21 protein-coding genes are annotated in these 25,848 nt (G+C 61.9%); 12 read left to right on the plus strand and 9 right to left on the minus strand.

Annotated features, from left to right (window positions below; genetic code table 11):
• Positions 1-31 precede the first annotated feature (31 nt).
• Positions 32-493, plus strand: coding sequence for a cyclic nucleotide-binding domain-containing protein (locus ACQKKX_RS16235; protein WP_427572052.1), 462 nt, complete (start codon positions 32-34; stop codon positions 491-493).
• Between the two features lie 3 nt (positions 494-496).
• On the opposite strand, the gene ACQKKX_RS16240 is transcribed toward ACQKKX_RS16235, so the two are convergent.
• Complete coding sequence (locus tag ACQKKX_RS16240) at positions 497-979, minus strand: class I SAM-dependent methyltransferase (RefSeq protein ID WP_427572053.1); 483 nt, start codon at positions 977-979, stop codon at positions 497-499.
• An 11-nt stretch (positions 980-990) separates the two neighbouring features.
• Positions 991-2,328 (minus strand): nucleotide sugar dehydrogenase, encoded by a 1,338-nt coding sequence (locus ACQKKX_RS16245; protein WP_427572054.1) that lies wholly within the window; start codon positions 2,326-2,328, stop codon positions 991-993.
• Between the two features lie 166 nt (positions 2,329-2,494).
• Between ACQKKX_RS16245 and ACQKKX_RS16250 the strand changes: the two genes are divergently transcribed.
• Together ACQKKX_RS16250 and ACQKKX_RS16255 are read left to right on the plus strand one after the other, a co-directional pair.
• On the plus strand, positions 2,495-3,601 hold the full coding sequence (locus ACQKKX_RS16250; RefSeq protein WP_427572055.1) for a glycosyltransferase family 4 protein: 1,107 nt from the start codon (positions 2,495-2,497) through the stop codon (positions 3,599-3,601).
• A complete protein-coding gene (locus ACQKKX_RS16255) occupies positions 3,598-4,359 on the plus strand; it encodes a polysaccharide deacetylase family protein (protein WP_427572056.1) in 762 nt (253 codons plus the stop codon). Before ACQKKX_RS16250 ends, ACQKKX_RS16255 begins: the two co-directional genes overlap by 4 nt.
• Here ACQKKX_RS16255 and ACQKKX_RS16260 read toward each other — a convergent pair.
• Positions 4,327-5,310 (minus strand): glycosyltransferase family 32 protein, encoded by a 984-nt coding sequence (locus ACQKKX_RS16260; RefSeq protein ID WP_427572058.1) that lies wholly within the window; start codon positions 5,308-5,310, stop codon positions 4,327-4,329. The genes ACQKKX_RS16255 and ACQKKX_RS16260 overlap by 33 nt on opposite strands.
• Positions 5,311-5,528: 218 nt before the next feature.
• Between ACQKKX_RS16260 and ACQKKX_RS16265 the strand changes: the two genes are divergently transcribed.
• The 8 genes from ACQKKX_RS16265 to ACQKKX_RS16300 all read left to right on the plus strand — a co-directional run bounded on the left by ACQKKX_RS16265 (position 5,529) and on the right by ACQKKX_RS16300 (position 16,720).
• Positions 5,529-7,505: a dipeptide ABC transporter ATP-binding protein gene (locus ACQKKX_RS16265; RefSeq protein WP_427572059.1), complete on the plus strand. Its 1,977-nt coding sequence runs from the start codon at positions 5,529-5,531 to the stop codon at positions 7,503-7,505.
• Complete coding sequence (locus ACQKKX_RS16270) at positions 7,502-9,379, plus strand: ABC transporter substrate-binding protein (protein WP_427572060.1); 1,878 nt, start codon at positions 7,502-7,504, stop codon at positions 9,377-9,379. Before ACQKKX_RS16265 ends, ACQKKX_RS16270 begins: the two co-directional genes overlap by 4 nt.
• The gene (locus ACQKKX_RS16275; RefSeq protein WP_427572061.1) at positions 9,379-10,377 is read left to right on the plus strand and encodes an ABC transporter permease; all 999 of its coding nucleotides are present in this window, start codon (positions 9,379-9,381) and stop codon (positions 10,375-10,377) included. The genes ACQKKX_RS16270 and ACQKKX_RS16275 overlap by 1 nt, the downstream gene beginning before the upstream one ends.
• Positions 10,374-11,543, plus strand: coding sequence for an ABC transporter permease (locus ACQKKX_RS16280; RefSeq protein WP_427572062.1), 1,170 nt, complete (start codon positions 10,374-10,376; stop codon positions 11,541-11,543). Before ACQKKX_RS16275 ends, ACQKKX_RS16280 begins: the two co-directional genes overlap by 4 nt.
• Before the next feature lie 37 nt (positions 11,544-11,580).
• The gene (locus ACQKKX_RS16285; RefSeq protein WP_427572063.1) at positions 11,581-12,792 is read left to right on the plus strand and encodes a glycosyltransferase family protein; all 1,212 of its coding nucleotides are present in this window, start codon (positions 11,581-11,583) and stop codon (positions 12,790-12,792) included.
• Between the two features lie 8 nt (positions 12,793-12,800).
• The gene (locus ACQKKX_RS16290) at positions 12,801-14,051 is read left to right on the plus strand and encodes a glycosyltransferase (RefSeq protein WP_427572065.1); all 1,251 of its coding nucleotides are present in this window, start codon (positions 12,801-12,803) and stop codon (positions 14,049-14,051) included.
• Positions 14,048-15,202, plus strand: a complete 1,155-nt coding sequence (locus ACQKKX_RS16295) for a glycosyltransferase family protein (protein ID WP_427572066.1) — start codon at positions 14,048-14,050, stop codon at positions 15,200-15,202. The genes ACQKKX_RS16290 and ACQKKX_RS16295 overlap by 4 nt, the downstream gene beginning before the upstream one ends.
• Positions 15,203-15,337: 135 nt before the next feature.
• Complete coding sequence (locus tag ACQKKX_RS16300; protein WP_427572068.1) at positions 15,338-16,720, plus strand: APC family permease; 1,383 nt, start codon at positions 15,338-15,340, stop codon at positions 16,718-16,720.
• 44 nt (positions 16,721-16,764) lie between these two features.
• On the opposite strand, the gene ACQKKX_RS16305 is transcribed toward ACQKKX_RS16300, so the two are convergent.
• The 4 genes from ACQKKX_RS16305 to ACQKKX_RS16320 all read right to left on the minus strand — a co-directional run bounded on the left by ACQKKX_RS16305 (position 16,765) and on the right by ACQKKX_RS16320 (position 21,907).
• Positions 16,765-17,931 (minus strand): AAA family ATPase, encoded by a 1,167-nt coding sequence (locus tag ACQKKX_RS16305; RefSeq protein ID WP_427572070.1) that lies wholly within the window; start codon positions 17,929-17,931, stop codon positions 16,765-16,767.
• Positions 17,932-17,973: 42 nt separating this feature from the next.
• Positions 17,974-18,978, minus strand: coding sequence for a P1 family peptidase (locus ACQKKX_RS16310; RefSeq protein WP_427572071.1), 1,005 nt, complete (start codon positions 18,976-18,978; stop codon positions 17,974-17,976).
• Positions 18,978-20,519 (minus strand): L-piperidine-6-carboxylate dehydrogenase, encoded by a 1,542-nt coding sequence (gene amaB, locus ACQKKX_RS16315; protein WP_427572072.1) that lies wholly within the window; start codon positions 20,517-20,519, stop codon positions 18,978-18,980. Before amaB ends, ACQKKX_RS16310 begins: the two co-directional genes overlap by 1 nt.
• A gap of 104 nt (positions 20,520-20,623) precedes the next feature.
• On the minus strand, positions 20,624-21,907 hold the full coding sequence (locus ACQKKX_RS16320) for an NAD(P)/FAD-dependent oxidoreductase (RefSeq protein WP_427572074.1): 1,284 nt from the start codon (positions 21,905-21,907) through the stop codon (positions 20,624-20,626).
• A gap of 205 nt (positions 21,908-22,112) precedes the next feature.
• Between ACQKKX_RS16320 and ACQKKX_RS16325 the strand changes: the two genes are divergently transcribed.
• A complete protein-coding gene (locus ACQKKX_RS16325; RefSeq protein ID WP_427572076.1) occupies positions 22,113-22,349 on the plus strand; it encodes an Lrp/AsnC ligand binding domain-containing protein in 237 nt (78 codons plus the stop codon).
• A 129-nt stretch (positions 22,350-22,478) separates the two neighbouring features.
• Here ACQKKX_RS16325 and ACQKKX_RS16330 read toward each other — a convergent pair whose 3' ends face one another.
• On the minus strand, positions 22,479-22,676 hold the full coding sequence (locus ACQKKX_RS16330) for a hypothetical protein (RefSeq protein WP_427572077.1): 198 nt from the start codon (positions 22,674-22,676) through the stop codon (positions 22,479-22,481).
• Positions 22,677-23,055: 379 nt separating this feature from the next.
• Positions 23,056-25,800 (minus strand): aminotransferase class III-fold pyridoxal phosphate-dependent enzyme, encoded by a 2,745-nt coding sequence (locus ACQKKX_RS16335; RefSeq protein ID WP_427572078.1) that lies wholly within the window; start codon positions 25,798-25,800, stop codon positions 23,056-23,058.
• Positions 25,801-25,848: the final 48 nt, after the last annotated feature.

Consider the following 25,848-nt stretch of genomic DNA (forward strand, 5'->3'; position numbering starts at 1 on the left):
TGCCGGACACATCTGAGCGGTGGTGACGACGATGTTACTGAAGGAAGAAGTGCAGCTTTTGCGGCGGATACCTTACTTCGCAAAGGTCGATCCGTGCCGTCTGAAGTTGCTGGCCTTCGCGTCCAGCAGGGTCAGCTACGACGTCAACCAGGAACTCTTTCACCAAGGCGACACCGGCGATTGTGCCTATGTCCTGCTTAATGGCAGCGCTGACATTCTCATGGAAGCGCCGGATGGCGAAGTGAAAATCGGCGAAGTCAAGGGTGATTGCATCGTCGGGGAAGTCTGTCTTCTGTGCGACGGCGTGCGAACCGCGACGGTCCGAACCACGACGCCGGTCGAAGCTCTGAAGATCTGCAAGGACGCCTTCTCCAAGGTTCTGATCGACCCGGGCGTGACCCGCGAAGTTACCCGTGCCTTTGCCGAGCAACTGCACCGCACGACCAGCGAACTCGATCGTACCCGCGCCGGCCGGCGTCAGCTCGTCAACTGATCGTCAGCCCCTTCGACGATAATAGAAATAGCGGCCTTCTTCCACGCTGGGCAGGCGTGGCTGCTCCTCCAGCTTCGGATGGGCAAGGGGAAGGCCGCTGACGGCAATCCCTCCTTCGGCGAGCATTCCTGCAACCATGTCCGGCAGCCATTGCAGCGTTACGGCATCCACGTCCGGATAACCGGTGCCGATATCGGCATGCACAAGTGCGGCATCGGTTCCGACAAACCCCTGTCCGGTTTCGCGAATGTCTCCTTCGATGAAATCCTGCGGCTCCGGTGCGAGCGTCTTGTGCGCGGCGAACTTGCGATCGAAGGCAACGATGCGGCGGTCGGCGAAATTTTCGCGAAGATGGCTGTAGGTCCGCCCGTTGCCCAGGCCCACTTCCAGCACGTCACCGTCCGGCAGGTCAATTCCGTCGCGCACGTGATTAAGGATGTCGCGCTGCGCCGACATGCGGTTGATGAAGCTGTCAAGCCGGCTCATTTTGATCTTCCTCAGGCTTTGACGATATGGTCGGCAATGATGTCGCGACGCTGGAAGACGTTGCGCGTATCGACGACGAGCGGCGACCAGTCGGCGAGCGCACGATAGTCCACGTCGTCATGATCGGTAGCTACCAGCACGGCGTCATAACCGCGAATGGCTTCCTCGCTCCACGCGATCGATCTGCGTCCGCGCAAATGCCCGTATTCGCGGGTCTGCGGAATTTCTTCCACAAAGGGGTCGTAATAGGCAAATTCGCCGCCCCGTTCGAGAATGATTTCCATCAGCTTCAGCGACGGGCTTTCGCGGATGTCGGGCACGTTCTTCTTGTAGGCGAGGCCGAGAATGAGGACTTTTGCGCGGCTCAATGCCTTTCCGGCCCTGATGTCGAGCGCTTCCGCAAGCCGGTTGACCACATGACGGGGCATGGCGGTGTTGATCTCGCCGGCAAGTTCGATGAACCGTGTCGGCTGGTCGTATTCGCGCGATTTCCAGGTCAAGTAGAAGGGATCGATCGGAATGCAGTGGCCGCCAAGTCCGGGTCCGGGATAAAAGGGCATATAGCCGAACGGTTTCGTCTTGGCCGCATCGATCACCTCCCAGACATCGATCCCCATGGCCTCGTAGACGACCTTCAACTCATTGACGAGGGCAATATTGACGGCGCGGAAGATGTTTTCGGTCAGTTTGACGGCTTCGGCGGTCGCATTCGATGAGACGGGCACGACGGTTGCGACGACTGCACCATAGAAGGCCTGCATCATCGCCGTCGCGTCTTCGCCGTCGCCGGCGACGATTTTAGGGATGGTCGAGGTTTCGAATTCCCGATTGCCCGGATCCTCGCGTTCCGGCGAGTAACCGATGAAGAAGTCCATGCCCGAACGCAGACCGGTTCGCTCGAGGATCGGCTTCATCACTTCCTCGGTCGTGCCGGGATATGTGGTCGATTCCAGCACGATCAACTGTCCCGGGCGCAGGGTTTCGGCAATTTTCTCGCAGGTTCTTTCCACGAAGGAGAGGTCGGGATCGCGATGATGCGTCAGCGGCGTGGGCACACAGATCGCGATGACGTCGCAGTCGCGCAGTCGGGCGAAATCCGTGGTTGCCGAAAAACGGCCCGCGGCCGTTTCGCCGGCCAGGATATGGTCCGGCACGGCTTCGATATAGCTCTTGCCCGCCTCGATCGCGACCATCTTGCCCGGATCGATATCGAAACCGGTGACCTTGTATCCGGCGCGCGACATCGTCAGCGCCAGCGGCAGCCCGACATAACCAAGGCCGATAACGCCGGCGCGAGCGGATTTGGATGTTATGGCGGCAAGAAGGGTGGAAGAAGGCGTGCTGGTCACGGTCTGGTACCTGTATTTCGATGCTCTCAGTTGAGTGCCCGTGCGCAAACTGTCAAGGGACCGCGGTGCCGCATCGACCGTGCAGGCGCCGGTATCGTGGCAGCTATCGCTATGCGCGGCGCAAATCCGCTTGCCTGATGGCGGCCCGGCCGATTAAGCCTCCTGAATGAAGATCGCCTTTTATGCGCCGCTGAAGTCGCCCAACCATCCGGTTCCCTCCGGCGACCGGCTGATGGCGCGCCTGCTGATCGAGGCGCTACGGCGCTGCGGTCACGATGTGGAGATCGCTTCGGAATTTCGCTCCTTTTCCGCGGATCCGTCCAAGCTCACCACGCTGAAGAGCGCCGCTGAGGCAGAAACGCGCCGACTAGGAGAAGCCTGGCAGCGTCACGGTTTGCCCGACCTGTGGTTCTGCTATCACCCCTATTACAAATCACCCGACCTGCTTGGCCCGGACCTTTGTGCACGATATGGCATCGCCTACGCCACCGCCGAGGCCTCCTATTCCGAACGTCGTAACAGTCATGGCTGGCAGGCCCACCAGGCTCTCCTTGCGGATGCGCTGACCCAGGCATGCGTCAATATCGCCTTCACGGAACGCGATCTATACGGCATCCGGCAGTCCGTCCCGGGGGCGGTTCTGGAACGGTTGCCGGCCTTTATCGACACGACAATGGTCGCCGGACTGGCGCCGCGGCCGCAGATGCAACCGTTTCGCTTCGTGACCGTCGCGATGATGCGCTCCGGCGACAAGATGAGCAGCTATGCGGCTCTGGCCGCCGCCCTGCGGCAGTTGGAGGAACTGCCCGATGTTCCGCCATGGGCCCTGCATGTCGTCGGCGATGGTCCCGCCCGCGCAGAGGTGCAGGACCTTTTTGCCGGCTTCGATCCGGGCCGGATCGTCTGGCACGGTCAACTGTCCGCCCACGAGATTGGCGAAGTCCTTTGCGACAGCGCTCTTTATCTATGGCCGGGCCATGGCGAGGCCTACGGATTGGCCTATCTCGAAGCGCAGGCGGCGGGCCTGCCCGTAGTTGCGGAATGCGTCGCGGGAGTGCCGGAAGTGGTGGTGAACGGCCGTACCGGCCACCTGACACCCGCAGGCGATACTCTGGCTTTCGCTGGGGCCGTCCGACGACTGATGTTGGACACGGATTACCGCGCCGCAATGGCCACGGCGGCACGGCAATTCGTGCTTGCAGAACGGTCTCTCGAACGCGCCGCGGACCGAATTGCGGCAATCCTTCAAATCCATGGGACGATATCACGATGACCGAACGATTGCTGATCGACGCGCTCGACAGGCTGGCGGAGCGCGGCAGTACGGTCGATTTCTGGCTGCGCGACGACGACTGCATCGAACCGACCGTGGCGCTGGAGACCCTGCTGGCGGCCACCCATCGCCACGCCATTCCGCTCACGCTTGCGGTCATCCCGGCCTTCACCGGAGTGCCACTGGCGGCGCGGCTTGAGGGTGAAGACAATGTCCTCGTCGCTGTTCACGGCTGGTCTCACGAAAATCATGCGCCGCAGGGCGTCAAAAAGCGTGAGCTGGGCGCGGATCGCCCGCTTGCGATCGTCGAGGATGAGTTGCGTCAGGGGCTGGCGCTGCTGTCGCGCCTGCACCCGGCACGTTTCCTGCCGATGCTCGTGCCGCCATGGAACCGCATCGATCCAGCCGTGATCGAACGACTGTCGTCACTGGGCTACCGCTCACTGTCGACATTTGGCCCGGCAGGACTTGCGCCGCGATCGGATGGCTTGCGACTGCTCAATACGCATGTGGACGTCATTGACTGGCATGGCACGCGCGGCGGCCGCGATGCCGATTCACTGTTTGCCGAAACGGCCGCGCTTTGCCATGCCGGGAGCGTTGTGGGTCTGCTCACCCATCACCTTGTCCATGATGCCATGGTGACGGATTTCCTCGAGCGCCTGTTCATGCTCACCGCCGGTCATCCCGGTTGCCGGTGGCGCTCCGCCGCCGATATCCTGTCGTCACCAACTCTTCCAGCCGATCAGAAGGCCTGACGGCCCGGGATGGGAGGCCGTTTCCAGTACGTCCCTCATTTCCGTCCCCCGCGGCAGGTTGGCGGCGACGAACCCTTTGTCCGGTACGGTCACGATGGTCATGCGCGCCAGAAGCGTAAAGATCACCGGCCCCGTCACCCACCAGGCGGGCGCGCCCGGCAGGTCCGCCATCACGCCGGGCAGGGCGTCCAGAAGAATATCGAAGAGCGGATGCGCCGGCGGTGCTGCAATGAAGGAATTGGTGAAGAGCAGGCTTTCGCCGGCCAGATCGCGCGGCGTCTGTTCCGCCAGCGCTGACAGGCCGACCAGCGGCAAGAGCGTGTGGAAAGCGGCCTGCATGCTTGCGGGATACCAGTCGCAGTCGAGATAGATGCCCCCTTCCTTCGCAAGGATCAGGTAACGCGCCACGTCGACGGCGCCCGGATAATCGCCTTCATCGAGAAGCGATTGGAATACCGCATGCCCGTAAATGCCGATCGCACGCAGATCGTCTTCCCGCCACAGCGCGTAGTCATAGCCGGTGGCTTCGGCATGCCGCTGCCAGGCGGCAGCTGCCACCGGAACGGGCCGCGGGCCGATCCAGATCTGGTGGATTTTTCGCGGCACCGGACGCGAGGTCTGCGCCACCATGCGTTCAAGCGTCGCGTCATCAATGCGAAAATGCCGTATTATCCGTTCGGCTTCCGGTACCAGCGTGTATTGCAGCCCGATCCGGGCAATCACATCGCCTTCCGCCTTTGCCAGTTTCAGGAAGGCGGCGTGCAGCTTGCGAGGCATGCCAAGCAGAGTGAGTGGGCCCAGAGTGTCGGTCGAACGCGCGGTCAATCCGTCGCGCATGGCATCGAGGGCAGTGCGCGCCTGGGCGAGGCGTCCCTCGGCAATCAATTGCCGTGCGGCCAGCAGTGCCGCCCTTTCACCAGGCTTGGCGGTTTCCGTCGTTTCTGTCGTCATCGATCCTGCTCCGCCGCCATCCATCACCGGTGTCGGCAATCATACGCCGCCGCTACGCTGTTTAACCGTGCCCGGTCAACGCTCTTGCCGCTGCAACCATCTTGCGCGTTGCAATGTCTGTCACATGGACACAGCATTGTCGCGTGCTATAGGCTACAGGAATATCTCCATGCAGGACTGTCTTGCGGTCCCATGGTCAGGGGCATCAGGATGTCGATGTGAACGAACGCCACGATCTGCTGCGTGCAGAAAATCTTAGCGTCTCATTTCCGTTTTATGGCGGGCGCATCGACGCGATCCGCAATTTCAGCCTGCGTATTTTGCCCGGCAAGGTGACGGCGTTAGTCGGTGAATCCGGTTCGGGAAAATCGGTTTTCGGCCGCACGATCATGGATATCGAATCCGTGACGGCCCAGATCGGCGGACGCGTCCTCTTTACCGATCCGGCCAGTGCCGAGGGGCCGATCGATCTTCTGAGCCTGCCACATGACGGTCGAAAGATCCGCTCCATCCGCGGCAATCGCATTGGCATGATCTTCCAGGAGCCGATGGTCTCCTTTTCGCCGCTGCACACGATCGGCAACCAGATCGCCGAAGCGCTCAAGACCCATACGATCCTGTCGCCTAAGGAACGCAACGAACGGGTTGTTGAAATGCTCGGCCTTGTGGGTTTCTCCAAGCCGGACAAGGTTTTCGGCATGTATCCGTTCGAATTGTCGGGCGGCATGCGGCAGCGCGCGATGATCGCCATGGCGCTGATATGTCGGCCGGCGCTGCTGATTGCCGATGAGCCGACCACCGCTCTCGATGTCACCATCCAGGCCCAGATCCTGAAACTGCTTAAGGACCTGCAGACGCGTTTTGATATGGCGATGCTGTTGATCACACATGATCTCGGCGTGGTCGCCAACCTCGCCGACGAGGTCGTGGTCGTCTATCGAGGCGAGGTTCTGGAAGCGGGGCCAGTCGATGCCATCTTCCGTAACCCGCAGCATCCCTATCTCAAGGGCCTGATGGCCGCCGTCCCGCATTTCGACATGCAACCGGGCGAGCGCCTCCGGCCGCTGCGCGATATAGAGATCGACGGCAGCCGCATGCTGGCGAAGAAGAAACAGGCCGCGGAACCTGCCTCGCAGCTGCCGCGCTCCGATGTGCTCCTTTCCGTGCGCAATGTCAGCAAGTCCTTTACCGCCCGCCACTCCGGTTTTTTCGGTCTCGGAGCCCCGGAAAAAACGCTCGCCGTCAACGATGTCGGCTTCGATATCATGCGGGGCGAAAGTCTGGGGCTTGTCGGCGAAAGCGGCTGCGGCAAGACCACGCTCAGCAAGATCCTGATGCGCGGGCTGACGGCGGATGCGGGAAGCATCACATTCCATGGCGCCGAAGGGCCGGTCGATGTGCTACATGCCGAAGGTCAGTCTCTGAAAATGCTGCGCCGCCGGTTGCAGATGGTGTTCCAGGACCCTGTCTCGTCGCTTTCGCCGCGCATGACGGTGCGCAACATCATCGGCGAACCGTTGCAGATCCATCAAAAGGGCGATGCCGGCAAGCGGACCCGCATCGTCGAGGCGCTCACGGATGCCATCGGCCTCGATCGCAGCGCGCTCAGCCGTTACCCGCACAGTTTTTCCGGCGGTCAGCGCCAGCGCATCGGTATCGCCCGCGCCCTGGCGCTCGGCCCGGAATTGTTGATCTGCGACGAGCCGGTCTCGGCGCTCGACGTCTCGATCCAGGCACAGATCCTCAATCTCCTCAAAGATCTGAAGAGGGAACTGGGACTCACCTATCTGTTCATTTCCCACAATCTGGCGGTGGTGAACTACATGGCCGACCGCGTGGCCGTGATGTATGCCGGCCGCATTGTCGAAATCGGTCCGGTCGAGGCTATCATGCGCTCGCCCATCCACCCCTATACGCGAAAACTGCTCGCTGCTGTGCCCTATCCGGATCTCGATCGTCCGCTCGATTACGCAACCGTGGGCAGCGCGTTGAAGCGGCCCAGATGGAACGCCCCGTTCGATGACGACGGGCGGCCGGAAAGCCTGGCACATGCCGATCTGGGCGGCGGCCATTTCGTTCTGGCGCAACGCAATGTCGATGCCCGGGAATTGCGGGCCGAGGAACTGAAACCAGCCGGACTGCGCGCTGAAGAAAGCGCGATCCGGGGGCTGCCGGCAGGGGAAACGACGCTATGATCACGCGCCGTCTCTTCGTCTCGTTGCTCGCGTCGGCCGCCGTTACCCCATGGGCTCGCGCCGAAGAGGCCGCCCGCGGCATTGACCAGGCAATGGTTCCCCCCGGGCCGCCCAAGACACCGCGCGTGATCAATTTGGCCGCACAGGGCCGCGAACCGGGCAAACCGGGCGGCACCGCACGCATGCTGATCGGCGGCCAGCGTGATATCCGCCTGATGCCGATCAACGGTTATGCCCGATTGATCGGTTATGACGAACATCTCAATCCGCTGCCGGATATCCTCGAGAGTTTCACCGTCGAACATTCGCAGATCTTCACCTTTCGCCTGCGCGAAGGTCACCGCTGGTCGGATGGAAGCCCGTTCACGGCGGAGGATTTCCGTTATGTCTGGGAGGACATGTTCCACAACAAGGATCTGCATCGCGGCGGCATTCCGGCCGAACTTGTCGTCAACGGGGCGGAGCCGCGTTTCGAAGTCCTCGATGAGCGTACGGTACGCTATTCCTGGGACGCGCCCAACCCGGATTTTCTGGCGCAGCAGGCCGCGCCTTCGCCGCTGCGGCTGATGATGCCGTCCGCTTATCTCAAACAGTTTCATGCGAAATACCAGGATGCCGACCGGTTGGCGAAACTGGTCAAGGCTAACCGGCTTGACGACTGGACGTCGCTGCATCAGAAAATGGGGCGGACGGTGCGTCCGGAAAATCCGGATCTCCCGGCGCTCGACCCCTGGTGCAACCGCACAGCGCCTCCCGCCCAGCAGTTCATCTTCGAGCGCAATCCACATTATCACCGTGTCGACGAAAACGGCGTGCAATTGCCCTATATCGACCGCTTCGTGCTCAACGTCAGCTCGCCCGGCCTGATCGCCGCCAAGACCGGTTCGGGCGAAAGCGAGCTTCAGCTCGCCAATATCGATTTTGCCGATTACACATTTTTGAAGAACGCGGAAAAGCGCTTTCCAGTCCACGTCAACCTGTGGAAGCGCACGCAAGGATCGCGCATCGCACTGATGCCCAACCTCACCTGCAAGGACGATGTCTGGCGCGGCCTGTTCCGGGATGTGCGCGTCCGGCGCGCTTTGTCGCTGGCCATTGATCGCAGCGAAATCAATAAGGCCGCGTTTTATGGCATAGCCAGCGAGAGTGCCAATACCGTCCTGCCGGAGAGCCGGCTCTACCGCCCGGAATATGCGCGCGCCTATGCAACGCTCGATGCAGCCGAGGCGAACCGTCTTCTTGATGAAGCCGGTCTCGATCGTCGCAACGCGAAGGGAGTTCGCCTCCTGCCGGACGGTCGTGTCGCGCAAATCGTCATCGAGACGGCCGGCGAAGACAGTTTTGAAAGCGACGTGCTCGAACTCGTCGCCGATCACTGGTATCAGGTCGGTATCGCCATGCATGTACGCGCTTCGAGCCGCGAACTGTTCCGCAGCCGCATCCGCGGTGGCGACACGATCATGTGCGTCTGGCCCGGCATCGATAACGGTGTGCCGACGGCCGACATGTCGCCGAAGGAACTGGCACCGACCTCGGACGACCAGCTGCAGTGGTCCAACTGGGGCCTGCATTATATGTCCGGCGGCAGCGACGGCCGGCCGCCGGACCTTCCCGAAGCCCTGAAACTGCTCGATCTTCTGGCAGCCTGGCGCAGCAGCGGCGAAACAGCCGAGCGCGAAAAGATCTGGCACGAGATGCTGTCGATCTTCACCAGCCAGGTCTTCACCATCGGCATTGTCAATGCGGCGCTGCAGCCGGTGGTCAGTTCGTCCAAACTGCGCAACATGCCGTCACGTGGCCTGTTTTCCTTCGACCCCTTCTCCTATCTCGGCGTCTACATGCCGGACACGTTCTGGTTCGGGGAGGGCGCCTGATGCTGCGGTACATTCTCTGGCGCATTCTGGTCATGATCCCGACCTTGCTGCTGATCTCGCTTCTGGTCTTCACCATCATCGAGCTGCCGCCGGGAGACTATTTCGAGAGCTACGTCGAGGAGCTGCGCGCCATCGGCGAGAAGGCCGACCTTCAGGAAATCGAGGAGTTGAAGGCGCGATACGGCTACGACAAACCGGCGCCTCTGCGCTATATCCACTGGGTCGGCGGCATGCTGGTGGGCGATTTCGGCTATTCCTTCGAATACCGGATGCCGGTCAACGAGGTGGTCGGCGACCGCCTGTGGCTGACCGTTCTCGTTTCCTTCGTGACCATCGCGCTCACCTGGATCATCGCCTTTCCGATCGGCGTCTATTCCGCCACCCGCCAGTACAGCTGGGGCGATTACGGGCTGACGCTGCTCGGCCTGATCGGCATTGCGGTGCCCAATTTCATCTTCGCGCTAATCCTGATGTATTTTGCCAATATCTGGTTCGGGACCACGATCGGCCATCTGATGGACCAGCGCTATCTCAACCAGCCAATGAGCTGGGACAAATTCTGGTCGATCCTCGAACACCTGTGGATCCCGGTCATCATCATCGGCACGGCGGGCACCGCGTCGATGGTCCGTCGTCTGCGCGCCAATCTGCTAGACGAACTGCAGAAGCAATATGTCATGACGGCGCGCGCGAAAGGCCTGCATCCGATGAAGGTGCTGGTCAAATATCCGCTGCGCATGTCGCTCAACTTTTTCATTTCCGATATCGGCTCCATCCTGCCATCCATCATATCGGGCGCGGAAATCACGGCGGTCGTCCTGTCGCTGGAAACCACCGGGCCGATGCTGATCAAGGCTCTGCAGAGCCAGGACATGTATCTGGCCGGTTCCTTCCTGATGTTCCTTGCCTTCCTGACGGTGATCGGCGTTCTGGTGTCCGACATCGCGCTTGCGCTGTTTGATCCGCGCATCCGGTTGAAGGGGGGAGCCACCAAGTGAAATCCATCCTTCCCGAGAGCGGTCAGCCGCTTCGACATTACGTGTCCGACGCGCCGTTCGATCCCTATGCCGCGGAAAGTTTCGCCGGATCGAACGCCTACACGCAGGCCTCGCAACTGCGGCTGATGTGGTGGCGGTTCAAGCGCCACCGGCTGGCGATGATCTCCGGCATTCTGTTGCTCATCGCCTATCTGTCGATCGTCATCGTCGAGTTTCTGGCGCCCTATAACCTGCACACCCGCAATATCGACAGCATTTACTCGCCGCCGCAATCGATCCATCTTTTTCACCAGGGCACGCTTGTCGGTCCGTTCGTCTACAAGCAGCGCATGCAGCTCGACATGACGACGCTGAGGCGGGTCTATACCGATACCGACATCGTCCAGCCGCTGCGTTTCTTCTGTCACGGCGACCGCTACCGTTTCTGGGGCCTGATTGACGCCGACCGTCACCTTGTCTGTCCGGCAGAAGACGGCGATTTCTTCCTGCTCGGTACCGATCGCCTGGGCCGCGACGTGCTTTCGCGCATTCTTTACGGTGCGCGCATCTCGCTCACGATCGGGCTTCTCGGCATTACCACCAGCTTCATTCTCGGCATCGTCATCGGCGGCCTTGCCGGTTATCGCGGCGGCGTCTTCGATCTTGTCGTGCAGCGCATCATCGAGGTCCTGCAGTCCATTCCCAGCATTCCGTTGTGGCTGGCGCTCGCAGCCGTGATGCCGGTGACCTGGAGCCCGCTCGTCATCTATCTCGGCATCACCTTCATCCTTGGCCTGCTAGACTGGACGGGCCTTGCCAGAGCGGTCCGTTCCAAGCTTTTCTCCCTGCGGGAGGAGGATTTTGTGCTGGCCGCCCAGCTGATGGGAGCCAGCAAGACCCGCATCATCGGCCGTCATCTCGTGCCCGGTTTCATGTCGCATCTGATCGCCAGCGCGACGCTTGCCATTCCAGGCATGATCCTTGGTGAAACGACGCTGAGCTTCCTGGGTCTTGGTCTTCGTGCGCCGATCACCAGCTGGGGTGTCTTGCTCACCGAAGCGCGGACGGTTAACGTGATCGCCCTCTACCCATGGCTCCTGTTTCCGGTCATCCCGGTCATCGTGGTGATCCTGGCCTTCAACTTTCTCGGAGACGGCTTGCGCGACGCTGCCGATCCCTACAGGTAAGACGTACAGCCTTTGCCCATTGCAACGAAAGACCCACATGACGCGCCGTCTCGATAACGCACGCATCCTCATGTACAGCCATGACACGTTCGGCCTTGGCCATTTGCGCCGCTGCCGCGCCATCGCCCATTCGCTGGTTGAGGATTACCGCGGCCTTCATGTGCTGATCATATCCGGCGCCACCATTGCCGGCGCCTTCGACTATCGCGCGCGGGTCGATTTCGTCAAAATTCCGTCGGTCATCAAATTGCGCAACGGCGAATATACGTCGATGGATCAGCATATCGATCTTCAGGAAACCCTGAAGATGCGCCAGTCGATCATTCGCCACACTGCCGAAACCTTCGACCCGGACGTCTTCATCATCGATAAGGAGCCGCTTGGCCTGCGCGGCGAGGTGGAGGATACGCTTAGCTATCTAAAAACACGTGGCACAACGCTGGTGCTTGGCCTGCGGGAAGTCATGGATGCGCCGCATCTGCTCGATGCGGAGTGGAAACGAAACGATGTCGTGAACAAGATCGCTCAGTATTACGACGATATCTGGGTCTATGGACCGCCCGACTTCTATGACCCTCTGATCGGTCTCGACGTGCCGCAGACCGTTCGGGCGAAGATGAACTTCGTCGGCTTTCTGCAGCGGGCGGCGCTCGAAAACGGCAGCCAGTCCGGACATCGCATGCAGGAAGACTATATCCTCGTCACCACCGGCGGCGGTGGAGACGGTGCAGATCTCGTGGCCGAGGTGATTGCGGCCTACGACATCGACCCGGGCCTGGAACAGAAGGCCTTGATCGTTCTCGGTCCCTATATGCCCGCCGAACAGCGCCACCGCCTTCAACAGGCCGCATCTCATATCGAGCGGCTGGAGGTCATCGAATTCGACAACCGCATGGAAGATCTGGTTGCAGGCGCGAAAGCCGTGGTCGCCATGGGTGGCTACAATACCTATTGCGAGATCCTTTCGTTCGACAAACCGGCGCTGATCGTGCCGCGCACGCAGCCGCGCGAAGAACAGCTGATCCGCGCGCGACGCGCAACCGAGCTCGGTCTCGTCACCATGCTTCTGCCGGAGGAATCGGCTGATCCGAACCGCATGGCCGCGGCCTTGCGTCATCTCCTGACCCAGCCAGCCCCCTCGGCCGGCGCGCCGAGCCTGCGGCTCGAGGGCCTTGCGCATATCTCGGCCCTGGTCAGCGACTGGATGAGCCGCAAGGAAGGCGATCATCTTTCGGTCGTGCAGGGCTGACCTCGCCAATGCTCGATAAAAACAAGATCGTCGTCCTGCTGAAGGGCTATCCGCGTCTTTCGGAAACCTTCATCGCGCAGGAACTTCTCGGGTTGGAACGGGCCGGGCTGTCGCTCGAACTGTTTTCCATGCGTCGTCCGACCGATACCAAACGCCACCCAATCCATGCTGAAATTCGCGCACCCGTCCGCTATCTGCCGGAATATCTGCACGAGGAACCGGTCCGGGTGCTGCGTTCGCTCGTCACGGCCGTCCGTCGGCCGGGTTTCGGACGTGCGTTGCGCCAGTTCCTGTCGGATCTGCGCCGCGATTTTTCCCGCAATCGTTTCCGTCGCTTCGGTCAGGCTGCCGTACTGGTCGCCGAATGGCCGCAGGATGCTGACTGGCTCTATGTGCATTTCATCCATACGCCGGCTTCGGTCGGCGCCTATGCCGGCCTGATCGCCGGCATTCCTTGGTCCGTCTCGGCGCATGCCAAGGATATCTGGACCTCGCCCGGCTGGGATCTCGAAGCCAAGCTCGGTCAGGCGCGCTGGGCTGTCACCTGTACCCGCGCCGGCTATGATCACCTGACTGCACTGGCCGCACGTCCGGGCGTCGTCAACCTCAGCTATCACGGTCTCGATCTCGATCGCTTTCCCGTTTTTGCGGGCAGGGAAAACCGACGCGACGGTTCATGCGCCGAAGACCCCGCTATCATTCTTTCGGTCGGCCGTGCAGTGAAGAAGAAGGGCTATGACACGCTGTTGCGCGCCCTGGCATTGTTACCCAAGACCTTGCACTGGCGGTTTCGACACATTGGCGGCGGCGAACAGTTGCCGGCGCTCAAGGTGCTGGCACAAAACCTCGGCCTGACTGATCGCATCGAGTGGCTGGGCGCCTTGGCGCAGGTCGAGGTTCTGGACCATGACCGCAACAGCGACGTCTTTGCGCTCGCCTCGCGCATCACCGACGACGGCGATCGCGACGGCCTGCCGAATGTTCTGGTCGAGGCGGCCAGCCAGCGCATGGCCTGCGTGGCCACCGACCAGGCCGGCATTTCCGAATTGTTCGTCGATGGCGAAAACGGCCTTCTGGTGCCGCCGGAAGATCCGGCCGCCCTTGCCGTGGCGCTGGAGCGGATGATCCGCGAGCCGGCGCTTCGCCAGCGTCTGGGCGAAGCCGCTGAAGAGCGTGTCCGCCGGGAATTCGATCACCGCGCCAGCATCAGCCAACTCGAAACGCTGTTTGCGACGCATCGCCGGAGGGCGGACGGATGACAGCCGAAAGCCGTCCCCCGCGGGTCTTCTTCTATGTACAGCACCTGCTTGGCATTGGTCATATCGCCCGTGCCAGCCGTATTGCGGCGGCGCTGGTTGAGGATGGTTTTGCCGTTACATTGGTCACGGGCGGACTGCCGGTCGTAGGATTTCCGGGCCCCGGTATCGATCACGTCGCGCTGCCCCCTGTTGCCACCGGTGTCGATTTTGCCGGTCTGGCGCAGGCAGACGGCACGCCGGTCGATGCCGCGTTCGAGGGGGCCCGGACCAGGCTGCTGCTGGATGCCTTCCAGCGCGTCCAGCCGGATGTCGTGATCACCGAAGCTTTTCCCTTCGGTCGCCGACAGGTTCGCTTCGAGCTTCTGCCGCTGCTTTCCGCCATCGAGGCCGCCCGACCGCGCCCGATTGTCTGCGCGTCGGTGCGCGACATCCTGCAGGAGAACCGTAAGCCGGGCCGCGATCAGGAAACCGTCGATCTCGTGCGCAAACATTTTGACCGCGTTCTGGTCCACGGGGATCCGGCTTTTGCGCGGATCGAAGACACGTTCGCACTGGCAGACCGGATCAGCGACCGCGTGCTTTATACCGGCATGGTGGCGCCGCCAGCCCCCCAGCCATCGCCCGAGCGCTACGATATCGTGGTGTCCGCCGGCGGCGGCGTCGTCGGAGCGGCGCTGATGCAAGCAGCTGTTGCCGCATCGGCCGATGTCGATCCAGCCCTGAGATGGTGCGTCATCACCGGCCCCAACCTGCCGCAGCGGGATTTCGACCATCTGGCGGCATCCGCCCCTGACAGGATCAGCCTGTTCCGCTTCCGTCCGGATTTTCCGAACCTGTTGGCCTCAGCGTCGCTTTCGATCTCGCAGGCCGGCTACAATACGGTCGGCGATCTCCTGCAAACCTCCTGCCGCCTGCTGCTCGTGCCTTTCGCAACCGGTGGGGAAACGGAGCAGACCCAGCGCGCGCAAAAACTCGAAGCAAAGGGGCTGGCCGTCGTAGTGGATGAAGCGACCCTGTCAAGGGACACCATGTCGGCCGCAATCGGGCGTGCGTTAAAGCTGCCGCCGCCGGCATCGGCGGGGATACAGATGGATGGTGCGCGACAAACCGCGCATCTGTTGCGTCAGCTGCTGTCCGAAAGGGCGGACTAGAAAGCGCTTCGCCCTCGACGGACCGGCTCAGGTGTTTCTACCTCGTTTTGGTTCGATCAGATCGCCGTTTTTTTCACATCGGAACAACCTTTCGTCATCGGCGTTGAGCGGGATCGCCGATGGAGGAGCCTGTCGATGACCTCACCCGAGACTACGCCCGGTATCACAACCGAGAATTCGTCCGAGCCAAAAACCGAACTCAATCGCATGATCGGTCCCGGCCTTCTGCTGCTTTTCATCATCGGCGATATTCTGGGAACGGGCATTTACGCGTTGACCGGGCAGGTCGCGGCGCAGGTCGGCGGTGTCGTGTGGCTGCCCTTCCTGGTCGCCTTTGCGGTGGCGCTCGTCACGGCCTGCAGCTATCTCGAACTGGTCACCAAATATCCGCAGGCGGCCGGCGCCGCGCTGTACACCCACAAGGCCTTCGGGGTGCACTTCCTGACCTTCATCGTCGCCTTCGCCGTCATGTCCTCCGGCATTACCTCGGCCTCGACGGCATCGCGCGCCTTTGCGTCCAATTTCGCCGCTGCCACCGGGGTCGATTTCGGGACCTATGGCGTCACCGGCATCGCGCTGTTGTTCATCGCCCTCGTCGCGCTCGTCAATTTTCGCGGCGTGGGCGAAAGCGTGAAGATGAACGTGGTTCTGACGATCGTGGAACTGACCGGTCTCCTCATCATCATCGGGATCGGCCTATGGGCGATCGGCAACGGCCAAGGCGACGTCTCGCGTGTCTGGACGTTTGAACCGGCCGGCGATCGCGGCGTTATCTGGTCGGTGGTGGCCGCCACAACGCTCGCCTTCTTCGCAATGGTGGGTTTCGAGGATTCGGTCAACATGGCCGAGGAATGCAAACAGCCTAGCCGCATCTTTCCGAAAGTCCTTCTCGGCGGTCTCGTCATCACCGGCATCATCTATGTCCTCGTCGCCATTTCGGCGATCACGCTGGTCTCCGCTGCCGATCTGGGGGAGGGCGAAACGCCGCTCCTCAAGGTCGTGCAGGCCGGCGCACCGAATTTTCCCATCGGCATCTTCGGCGTCATCACCATGTTCGCCGTCGCCAATTCGGCATTGATCAACATGATGATGGCAAGCCGACTGATCTACGGGATGAGCCGCGAGGGTGTGCTGCCGGCTGCCCTCGGCAAGGTTCATGCGGCCCGCCGCACGCCCTATATCGCCATTCTGTTCACGACGCTGATCGCGGTCTTTCTGATCGCCTTTGCCGGCGGCGTGCCGGCGCTTGGCGGCACCACCGCACTCCTGCTGCTCGCCGTGTTCGCCATCGTCAATGTCGCGGTCCTGGTCCTGCGCAAGGACAAGGTAGGCCACAAGCATTTCCGCACGCCAACCTTCCTGCCGGTCATTGGTGCCGCCAGCTGCCTTTTCCTCGTCGGTCCCTGGACGGGGCGCGATCCGGTGCAATACACGATCGCCGCCATTTTGCTGGCAATTGGCGTGGTGTTGTGGTTCGCAACGGTCAGGTTCATGCGTGCGCAAAGCCAGACCGCTTGAACGGAAGTCTCGGCATGACGTGAAGCCTTCACTATCGCGGAGCCCTAGCGCGTGGGCCAGGTCCAGGCGGGCGTCTCAATGCCTTCGGCCACGGTTTCGCCGAGCACTTTCGTCAGCGTCACCATCATGGCGGCCTCATGGTCCTCAAGTTTGGATACCAAACTATCCGCATGAGACACGACGATCAGCTGCGATCGCTCGCACGCCTGCAAGATCAGCCGTGCCAATGGCTCAAGCAGGCTCGGATGCAGGCTCGTCTCCGGTTCGTTCAAGACCATCAAAGATGGCGGCCGCGGTGTCATCAGTGCCGCGACCAGCAACAGGTAACGCAATGTGCCGTCGGACAATTCGGCGGCCGAGAGGGGTCGCAACAAGCCTCGCTGCCGCATGGAGAGTTCGAATCGGCCCCGATCTTCGACAACGTCGACCGAACTTCCGGGAAATGCATCCTCGATTGCATCGCGGAAGCCCGCTGCATTGCCGATTTCCAGAATGGTGGCAATGGCCGCTGCCAGGTCTGTCCCATCGGATGAAAGAACCGGCGTTCTGGTTCCCACCTGAACTTGTCGAACAGGTGCATGGGGGTCCGTACGGAAATGATCGTAAAAGCGCCAGCCGCTCATCTGACCGCGAAGATAGAGGAGCTCGGGCAGGTTCCTGGGATCGGCAGATTGCGTCATCATGCTTTCGAACGACGCGAGATCATGCAACAGAACCTGACGCTGGCCGTTCGCGGCAAGGGCGGTAACGACGGGTCCGCTGCGTTCTACAAACACATTCCGGCGGCTCAGGATATCGCCCGCCCAGACGGCTTCCGCCTTGATCTCCGGATCCAGCAGAAAGTGGACAGATGGCGGGGGCGTTGATTGCGGTGGCAGGCCCAGATCGATGGCGTAGCCGTAATCCTGCGAGGCAAAGCCCAGCTTAAGTGCGACAGGGTTCTTGCGTCTTGTGCCCTGGACGGGAACGCTGCCGATCTTCATGTCGCGCGACAATGTTTCCGGGCCGGCCCAGATGGTCGACGGCAGGCCGCCTTCTGCCGCCAAAGAGCCGATGACGCGCCCCTGCGCGACATCGGCAAGAAGCCTCAATGCGCGATAGAAACTTGATTTTCCCGCCCCGTTTGCGCCGGTTACCACCGTCAGTTTCTCAAGCGGCAGGATGAGATTACGAAGAGAGCGGTAACCGGAGATGGCAATGGTGAGGATCATGTCTCTGAGGCTGTCATGACTCTCCCGGACAGCGCAAGCCCCTCATCCTGGAAACCGATCCCGCCATGCTGCCTGCGCGCTTTCAAAGGGGAGCGTCGTCGCCTCGTAAACGCCGCGGGCAATGGCGCGCGCGCTCACCAGCGTTGCCATATGAAGGATTTCCATCAGTTCCGTCGGATCCCTTACCGGCTTCTCGGCCGTGGCGGCGCCAAACATCGTGTCGCCGTCGAAGGGCAGGTGGGCCGGCAGCACAGCGCGGGCCAGCCCATCATGGGCAAGAAGGGACAGCCGGTGCGCCTGCGTCTTGGTCAGCGCCGCGTCCGTCACTACGATACCGATCGTGGTGGCCGTCATATTGACACCCTTCAGGCGCATGCCCGTATCGAAGCATGTGGGCATGCCTAATCCACCGAATTCCCTGTCCTGCTCGAAGGGTGCTGCCCAGAAATGCGGACCGTCTCCGATTAAGGCGGAACCGAGCGCATTGGCGACCACCAAGGCCGCCACCCTGTGTCCGGCTCTCGTCACTGCGCTGGCCGATCCGAGGCCGCCCTTGACGGTCCCCGTAGTGGCACCCGTCCCGGCACCCACGCTGCCCAGCGCGAAATTGCCGGATCGCGCGGCTTCGAAAGCCTGTAATCCCATGTCGCGATAGGGCGAATGCCTTCCCCAGTCCTTGTTGCCACCGTTCAGCAGATCCATCAGGATCGCCTGCGGCACGATCGGTACCCTTGTCGTGCCGACACTCAATCCGCGACCGATGCCGCGCAGTCCTGCCTGAACGCCGCCCGCCGCATCCAGCCCGAAGGCCGAGCCGCCGGAGAGCACGAAGGCATCCACCGTTTCCACGGTCATGGAGGGGTCAAGAAGAGCGGTGTCGCGTCCGCCCGGCGCCCCGCCCAATACGCTGCCCGAGGCGATCACCGGCCGGTCGAAAACAACGGCCGTGACGCCGGACCCGAGCGCGAGATCCGTGGCATGGCCCACGGCCACGCCGGCAATGTCGGTCAGCAGGTTCTGCAAGGGCGTGGCGGTGCTCACGCGCATCAGTCGATGTCGAACTTGACGCCCTGCGCCAAGGGCAGCGTGCGGCCGTAGTTCAGGGTGTTGGTGGCACGGCGCATATAGGCACGCCACGCATCCGAACCGGACTCGCGGCCGCCGCCGGTTTCCTTTTCGCCCCCGAATGCGCCGCCGATTTCAGCGCCGGAAGGCCCGATATTCACATTGGCGATGCCGCAATCCGATCCGTTCGACGAAACGAATGTCTCCGCTTCGCGCATGTCGTTGGTGAATATCGAGGATGAAAGGCCCTGCGGCACGGCATTGTGCAGTTCAATTGCCTCGTCGAAACCGGAATATCGCATCACGTAGAGGATCGGTGCGAAAGTCTCGTCCTTGACTGGCCCCGCCTGTCCCGGCATTTCGACGATGGCCGGGCGAACGTAATAGGCATCGGCTGCGTCGTCGGACAAAACCCGTTCGCCGCCCGAAATCTTGCCACCGGCGGCACGTGCCGCCTCGAGCGCCGACTGCATCTTGTCGAAGGCTGCCTTGTCGATCAGCGGGCCTACGAGGTTGCCGGCCGTCAGGGGGCTGCCGATGGTGACCGACTGGTATGCCTTGATCAGACGCGGCACCAACTGATCGTAGACACTTTCATGCACGAACAGGCGCCGCAGCGTCGTGCAGCGCTGACCGGCCGTACCCATGGCGGCAAAGGCGACGCCGCGCAGCGTCAGATCGAGATCGGCCGTCGGGGTGACGATGGCAGCATTGTTGCCGCCGAGTTCGAGGATCGAGCGACCAAAACGCTGCGCCACGCGCGGACCGACGATCCGTCCCATGGCGGTGGAGCCGGTGGCGGAAATCAGCGGAACCTTTTCATGATCGACCAGCACTTCGCCGATCTCCCGGTCACCGATCAGGAGCGTTGAGAGGTTTTCCGGCGCCTCATAGCCGGCGTCGCGATAGCGTTTGAGCGCCCTTTCGAAGATTGCCTGCGTGGCCAGCGCCGTCAATGGTGTCTTTTCGGATGGCTTCCAGACTGTGACATTGCCGCAGACGATTGCCAGCGCCGCGTTCCACGACCAGACCGCGACCGGAAAGTTGAAGGCTGAAATAATGCCGACGACACCGAGGGGATGCCAGGTCTCCATCATCCGGTGCTCGGCGCGTTCGGTTGCGATGGTGAGGCCATACAACTGACGCGACAGACCGACGGCGAAATCGCAGATGTCGATCATCTCCTGCACTTCGCCGAGACCCTCCGAAGTCACCTTGCCTACCTCGATCGACACAAGTTCGCCCAGAGCGTTCTTGGCACTGCGCAATTCTTCACCGAGCAGACGAATGAGTTCGCCACGCTTGGGCGCAGGCACCTTGCGCCAGGCCAGAAAGGCGGAATGCGCCTTGTCGATTGCAGCCTTCGTATCGCCAGCGGAATGCTCCGGCAGGTTGCCGATTTCACGCCCGGTAACGGGAGAGCGCACCGTCAGCGTGCCACCCTTGTAACGGGAGGTCGCCACACCAAGATCCGCAAGGATGCGGTCCACGTCGGCGGCAAGGTCGAGTGTGGCTAGGGTCATGTCGGTCTCCGGTTTCTGATGCTCTGGTCGCAGGTTTTGTTTTCGTGCAATGTACAAGGGGTGGCGGCCGAAGCAATTGCGGCGCCGGATATTTGTCTTCCCGATCAGAAACGCTCGCCAGCGAGATGCGCGAGCTGCGCGCCGGCTTCGTAATAGGCTTCCTTCAGCGATCGGAACGAGGCCAGTTTCGGATCGCTCAAAGGCAAGGGCAGATCGGCTTCGCTGATGCGTCCGAGAATATGTTCGGCCAGAACCTTGCCGAATGTCGTGCCCGGTGCGATGCCACGACCATTATAGCCGCAAAAGCCGATCACATTGCGATCGAACAGGTGGAGGCGGGGCAGGGCATTGTCGGTCATGCCAATCTGTCCGTACCATTCGGCCTCGAATTCGATTTCGCTCAGTTGCGGAAAGAGACGGGAAAGCGCCCGTTTTGCCCAGTTCCTGTGAATGCCGGCGCCCGGCCCCCGCAATGCACCGACACTTCCGAATACGAGCCGCCCACCCCGATCCATGCGGAAAGAGGAAAGCACCTCCCGGGTATCCCAGCATCCCTCGCCGCCGGGCAGGATCGAGCGAAGCAGATTGCCGGAAAGCGGTCTTGTCGCGAGGTTGAAATAGGGCAGATGCACCTGCTCGTCGCGGACCACCTGCCAGGGTCCGGTGCTGTAGGCGTCGGTCGCCACGATTACCCAGTCCGCAGCAACCGTGCCTTCCGTACTGCTCAGCAGATACCCGCTGCCGTTCCTCTGTGCCGAAATCACGGGACTGCCGGTCAACAGGGTAGCGCCCGATGTCATCGCCGCTTGAGCGAGACCACGGGCATAGGCCAGCGGCTGCAGCGTTCCGGCGCGCATGTCGAGGAGAGCGCCGGCATAGGCCCGGCTACCGACCCGCCGTTCCGTCTCTGCGGCGTCGAGGATCGAAACCGGGGCGGCATGGGCCTGCCACTGTCGGGCGCGCTCCTCCAGTTCAATCAGACCCTGCGTGCCGACGGCCAGATGGAGCGTGCCGTTTTCTACCAGTTCGCATTCGATCCCATGTTTCCTGATTGTTTCGCGAACCAGCGCCGGCCCGTTGCCAAGCAGCTTCAGCGCACGCTCGCCGTGAACCGGACCGAGCTCTTTAACGAAATTGTCGGGCATCACCCACATGCCGGCATTGATGAGGCCGACATTGCGTCCCGCCCCGCCGAAGCCGATCTCGGTCGCTTCGAGAAGCACGACGCGCGCACCGCCTTCCGCCAGATGCAGCGCGGCCGACAGGCCGGTATAACCACCGCCTACGATCGCCACATCCGCCGTATGACCACCCGCCAGGCGCTCCGTTGCCGGCGGCGGCGGAGCGGTCTTTTCCCAAAGGCCGTGCGAACGGGGATTGTCGAGCATGGGCGATATCCGGTGGGGCTTTGAGAAAACCCTACCGTGCCGTGCTTATGTTCACCATGCACATGTTCTCAACGGGTCATTCTCTGCCGGAATGCCGCAGCGCCGACCGAGAACAGCGTCTTGCGAACAGGCGCCCGATCGTCCAATAGTCACTCATCAATCCTTCAGCCGCTCAATGGCGGCGCGACCGACGGGAAGATTTTCGATGAAACCGATTTTCGTGCAATTGCGCTGCACGCCGGGCAAGACCTACGAGGTCGCCGATGCTCTCTACAAGACCGAGTTGGTCTCGGAACTCTACTCCACCAGCGGCGACTGGGACCTTCTTGCCAAGGTGTATCTGCCTGAAGGCGAGGAGATCGGCCGTTTCGTCAACGAAAAGATCGCGTGCCTTGCCGGGATCGAACGGTCTTTGACGACGATGACGTTCACCGCGTTCTGACAGACCCGCGAAAGCCGCGGTCGGCGTCGCGCCGGACCATGGCACGCGCATCAAAAAAGCCGCCCGGTTCGGAGCGGCTTTTTCAGGTCTTGCGGCGGCGTTCGCCGGCTGCGGAACAGACCGGCACGATCATGCGAGCGCGGGGTTCGCGGCGTTCGAGCGCGCCAGGTGGTCGTGAATGGCCAGTTTCACCTCATCGGTCGATCCAAAACGCTGCTCGTCGAGATCAATGACGTGAAACTTCACGGCGATGAATTTCAGCCGGTTGTCATCCGGCACTACGATGCCGACGGGCTCACCGGCGTATTCTATGACTTGCTTTTGCATGGACAGACTCCTGCAGAGACCGCGGCACGGGGCGGCACTGCGAATGACTTTTTTCAGAAACCGAGAACTTTAAGACCGTAGACGGTGATCGTCACATTCGACAGCGCGGAAAGGAAACGCATTCCACGCGTTTAAGTCGACGCACGCCCGGCTTGAGAGCGGCGGTAATGCAGGTTGTAATCGACATCTCACTCTCCCTGTTGGCGTTGCGTTTGGTCAAAACCGGAATCACTCTGTCCAGTATCAACTCTTCTCTACGACAAAATCGATGGTCGATCAACGAAAATCAATTTGACTAGAATATTTTTCTTTAACGTGACAGTATGACGGCAAGTTTGTGAAATCTCATTCGCAAAACCGCCTTAGTCGGCCACGGTCATCAGATAGGGATGACATCCTCCGCCGACAAGGTGCGAGCCCGCTCATTGTCTTGACCGTCGATTATATCGATGGTTGAGTGCGATTTTTCCTCCAAGAACGCGCGCTCCGCGAGAATCTCGGATATGGCGCGCACGATATGGTCCGCTGTTTCGCGATCGAGACAGAGCGGCGGCCGCAGCATCAGGCGATGCGGGTCATCGCTTGGCGACACCAGAACGGCGCGCGACAGCAGTGCCCTTGAGAGCGCCCTTGCAACCGGCTGCGTACACACGAGTTCAAGCGCCAGTCCTTCGCCGCGGATGTCGATGCGGTGATCGGACACAGCCTCGACCAGACCGGCACGCAGATGATCTCCAACGACGCGGGCGTTTTCCTGCAAGGCCTCGTCGCGCAGGACCGACAGTGCCGCAGCCGCCATAGCGAAATCGACAGCGTCCGGGCCGCCTGAGGATCTGTTGTGAATACCGCTTGGACCCTCGGCCTTGTTGATGCCTGGAATCGGAAGATCGGTCAGGCCGGCCAGATCGCTACGTGTCACCAGAACCGCGAGTGGCTTGCCGGGTACGATACTGCCGATGACGACCAGATCAGGCAGGGTGTCGTCGCCTTCGAACTTCCAGAGGTGGCGGCCGAGCCGTCCGAAACCTGTTTCTCTCTCATCGGCAATGCGCAGCGTTGGCTGTGAACCGGCCTGTTCGTCCGCCGCAGTGCCGACGATGCTCGGATGGTGGTTTTCGCTGCGGCTCAAGCGCTGCGCCTGTTCCATCATGTCCGTTTCGCTGCCGATCGCTACAATCGTATCCAGCCCGGCCGGAAGCGTGGCCAGCAGTCGCTCGCGAAACCGCTGTTCCAGTCCCCCGGCCCCATGGCTTGCACCCAGCAGCCATTGGCGATAGGCCGCCTGCGCCAATGTCGAATGGCCATGGCCGACAATGCCGGCTGATCCCGAAAGATCGGTAAGGGCTTGGCCCAAACCGTCATAGACATGCGCGCGCCAGCCGCGCACGGGTTCCCCGCGCTTGGGCACCGGCGCGTCGATATCGATGCCGAGAAGCTGCGACGGCGATGGGCAGAGCCGTCGCCATGCGCCGGCACGCGACGGGGTGGTAAACAGTGGCGGCACGATCTCGGGATGGCGGCACAGCCTGATCCGCAGGCCACCAACCGATCCTTCCGCGCCGGCAACCGAACCGATCGCATCCTCGGCAAACAGCGCCATGCCTTCGGATAGCGGGCAGACCAGTCCTTCAAGGTAAAGCGTGGCATCGCGGCCGACCAACACCAGCTGCTGACCTACCTCTTTCAGCATCCCGCCGAAGGGCGCAACCACGACGCTGCCGGCGGGAACGCAGATGTCCACGTGCAAGGCGTGATTGTCCGCGTCTTCGCCGTGCCGGTCGATGCTGCGCGATAGCCGGTATTCGCCATAGCGGGTGGCGCCCATATGGGTTTCCCACGAAACACGGGCCAGAAGCCGCCAATCGATGTCGGGGTCGGTCCAATTTCCGTCGAGGAGCAGCGGGCTGTCGATCCCCAGGTCGACGAGACGGATCTGCTCCACATCGATTTCCGGCAGCAGGCGGCAGATGTCGTCGGACAATACCGATGGCTGGTCGCCGTCAAAACCGGTGACATCGAGAATGGCAGCCTCCATCAACGAAGGATGAACGCCGGTGGCAACCGCAAACACCTTTCGGCCGAAGTGATGGGCCGGATCGGGTACCGCCACCGCCTGGCCTTTTGCATCAGGCCCATACCGGTCCGTCTCGGTGACGCCTGCCGCGGCTGCCTTCTCGGCAGAGGCTTCCCCCGTTGCGGCTGTCACGGTTTCGTGCTCCGCACGCGCGGCGAGCACGCAGGCCCGGGCGACGGTCAGCGGCCACAGCGCCCGCAGTTCCGGTTCGTTCAGCGCAAATGTGTCATTGAAGCCGCGCACCGCCGGCAGAATGTCGAACGGGTCGTCGCCGCCATGGGCCATCAGGTCGGCGCAGGTGACGGCGAGGCCCGCCACAAGCCAGCCGCGTACCACGGCGCCGACATCGGTGATGCCATCGGCGCGCCAACGGCCCTCATCGGTTCGCCGTCCGGTCAGGCGCCGGAGCGCCAGGTCGTGATGTACCGGCTGGATGCGCAGCATCGGGGCAAGCGGCTGCACCTGACGCAATGCGGCCACCAGAACCTTGGCGATCGGATCGCGCACCGCATGATCGCCGACGTTGCTCAACAGCCGAAGCACGACGGGGCCGGCATGGCGCAGGTCGGAATCGACCGAACGCTCCAGGCCCGGCTCGTCGAAATCGGCAAGAGCCTTGGTCAGTTCTGCTGCAAGACGGCCGATGCCGGCCATATCCGTCTCGTCCAGACGATGGGGTGGCGGCGTGACACCTTCCGGCATGGTGACGAGCCGGTAGCTCCAGCCTCCATCATCAGCGGCAACCGCAATATCCGAACCGTGCTGGGTCGCGACCGGTTCGGGCGCGTCTGGTGCATCCGCCTTGCGCGCCAGATGGCGCAGGATCTTGGCTTCAAGCGCCAGGTCCGCCGCGCCCTCCACATCGCGCCGATCCAGCCGATAGCGCATGTGGCCGTTGTCGATCAGATAGGCCGTCTGTGGGTCGTCCAACGCCTTGGCCTGGCCCGAAAGTCCGTAAAACGCGCGAAGTGTCTGCTCGATCGCGGGAAGGGGCGTGTTTTCGTCCGGGCGCTGAGGGTGGGAAATCGTCTCGGCAAACGGGTCGGACATTCAACTCTCCGCAAGGTACTTCAGGACAAGTTAGCGCAAACGCGACAT

Source organism: Neorhizobium sp. NPDC001467, from assembly GCF_050275975.1.
In the GTDB taxonomy this organism is placed as follows: domain Bacteria; phylum Pseudomonadota; class Alphaproteobacteria; order Rhizobiales; family Rhizobiaceae; genus Neorhizobium.

Coding starts and splice junctions, on each gene's coding strand:
- ACQKKX_RS16325 (WP_427572076.1), top strand. CDS start 22,113: ATGAAACCGATTTTCGTGCAATTGCGCTGCACGCCGGGCAAGACCTAC.
- ACQKKX_RS16335 (WP_427572078.1), bottom strand. CDS start 25,800: ATGTCCGACCCGTTTGCCGAGACGATTTCCCACCCTCAGCGCCCGGAC.
- ACQKKX_RS16320 (WP_427572074.1), bottom strand. CDS start 21,907: ATGCTCGACAATCCCCGTTCGCACGGCCTTTGGGAAAAGACCGCTCCG.
- ACQKKX_RS16285 (WP_427572063.1), top strand. CDS start 11,581: ATGACGCGCCGTCTCGATAACGCACGCATCCTCATGTACAGCCATGAC.
- amaB (WP_427572072.1), bottom strand. CDS start 20,519: ATGACCCTAGCCACACTCGACCTTGCCGCCGACGTGGACCGCATCCTT.
- ACQKKX_RS16330 (WP_427572077.1), bottom strand. CDS start 22,676: ATGCAAAAGCAAGTCATAGAATACGCCGGTGAGCCCGTCGGCATCGTA.
- ACQKKX_RS16275 (WP_427572061.1), top strand. CDS start 9,379: ATGCTGCGGTACATTCTCTGGCGCATTCTGGTCATGATCCCGACCTTG.
- ACQKKX_RS16295 (WP_427572066.1), top strand. CDS start 14,048: ATGACAGCCGAAAGCCGTCCCCCGCGGGTCTTCTTCTATGTACAGCAC.
- ACQKKX_RS16300 (WP_427572068.1), top strand. CDS start 15,338: ATGACCTCACCCGAGACTACGCCCGGTATCACAACCGAGAATTCGTCC.
- ACQKKX_RS16255 (WP_427572056.1), top strand. CDS start 3,598: ATGACCGAACGATTGCTGATCGACGCGCTCGACAGGCTGGCGGAGCGC.
- ACQKKX_RS16290 (WP_427572065.1), top strand. CDS start 12,801: ATGCTCGATAAAAACAAGATCGTCGTCCTGCTGAAGGGCTATCCGCGT.
- ACQKKX_RS16240 (WP_427572053.1), bottom strand. CDS start 979: ATGAGCCGGCTTGACAGCTTCATCAACCGCATGTCGGCGCAGCGCGAC.
- ACQKKX_RS16270 (WP_427572060.1), top strand. CDS start 7,502: ATGATCACGCGCCGTCTCTTCGTCTCGTTGCTCGCGTCGGCCGCCGTT.
- ACQKKX_RS16260 (WP_427572058.1), bottom strand. CDS start 5,310: ATGACGACAGAAACGACGGAAACCGCCAAGCCTGGTGAAAGGGCGGCA.
- ACQKKX_RS16250 (WP_427572055.1), top strand. CDS start 2,495: ATGAAGATCGCCTTTTATGCGCCGCTGAAGTCGCCCAACCATCCGGTT.
- ACQKKX_RS16310 (WP_427572071.1), bottom strand. CDS start 18,978: ATGCGCGTGAGCACCGCCACGCCCTTGCAGAACCTGCTGACCGACATT.
- ACQKKX_RS16235 (WP_427572052.1), top strand. CDS start 32: ATGTTACTGAAGGAAGAAGTGCAGCTTTTGCGGCGGATACCTTACTTC.
- ACQKKX_RS16305 (WP_427572070.1), bottom strand. CDS start 17,931: ATGATCCTCACCATTGCCATCTCCGGTTACCGCTCTCTTCGTAATCTC.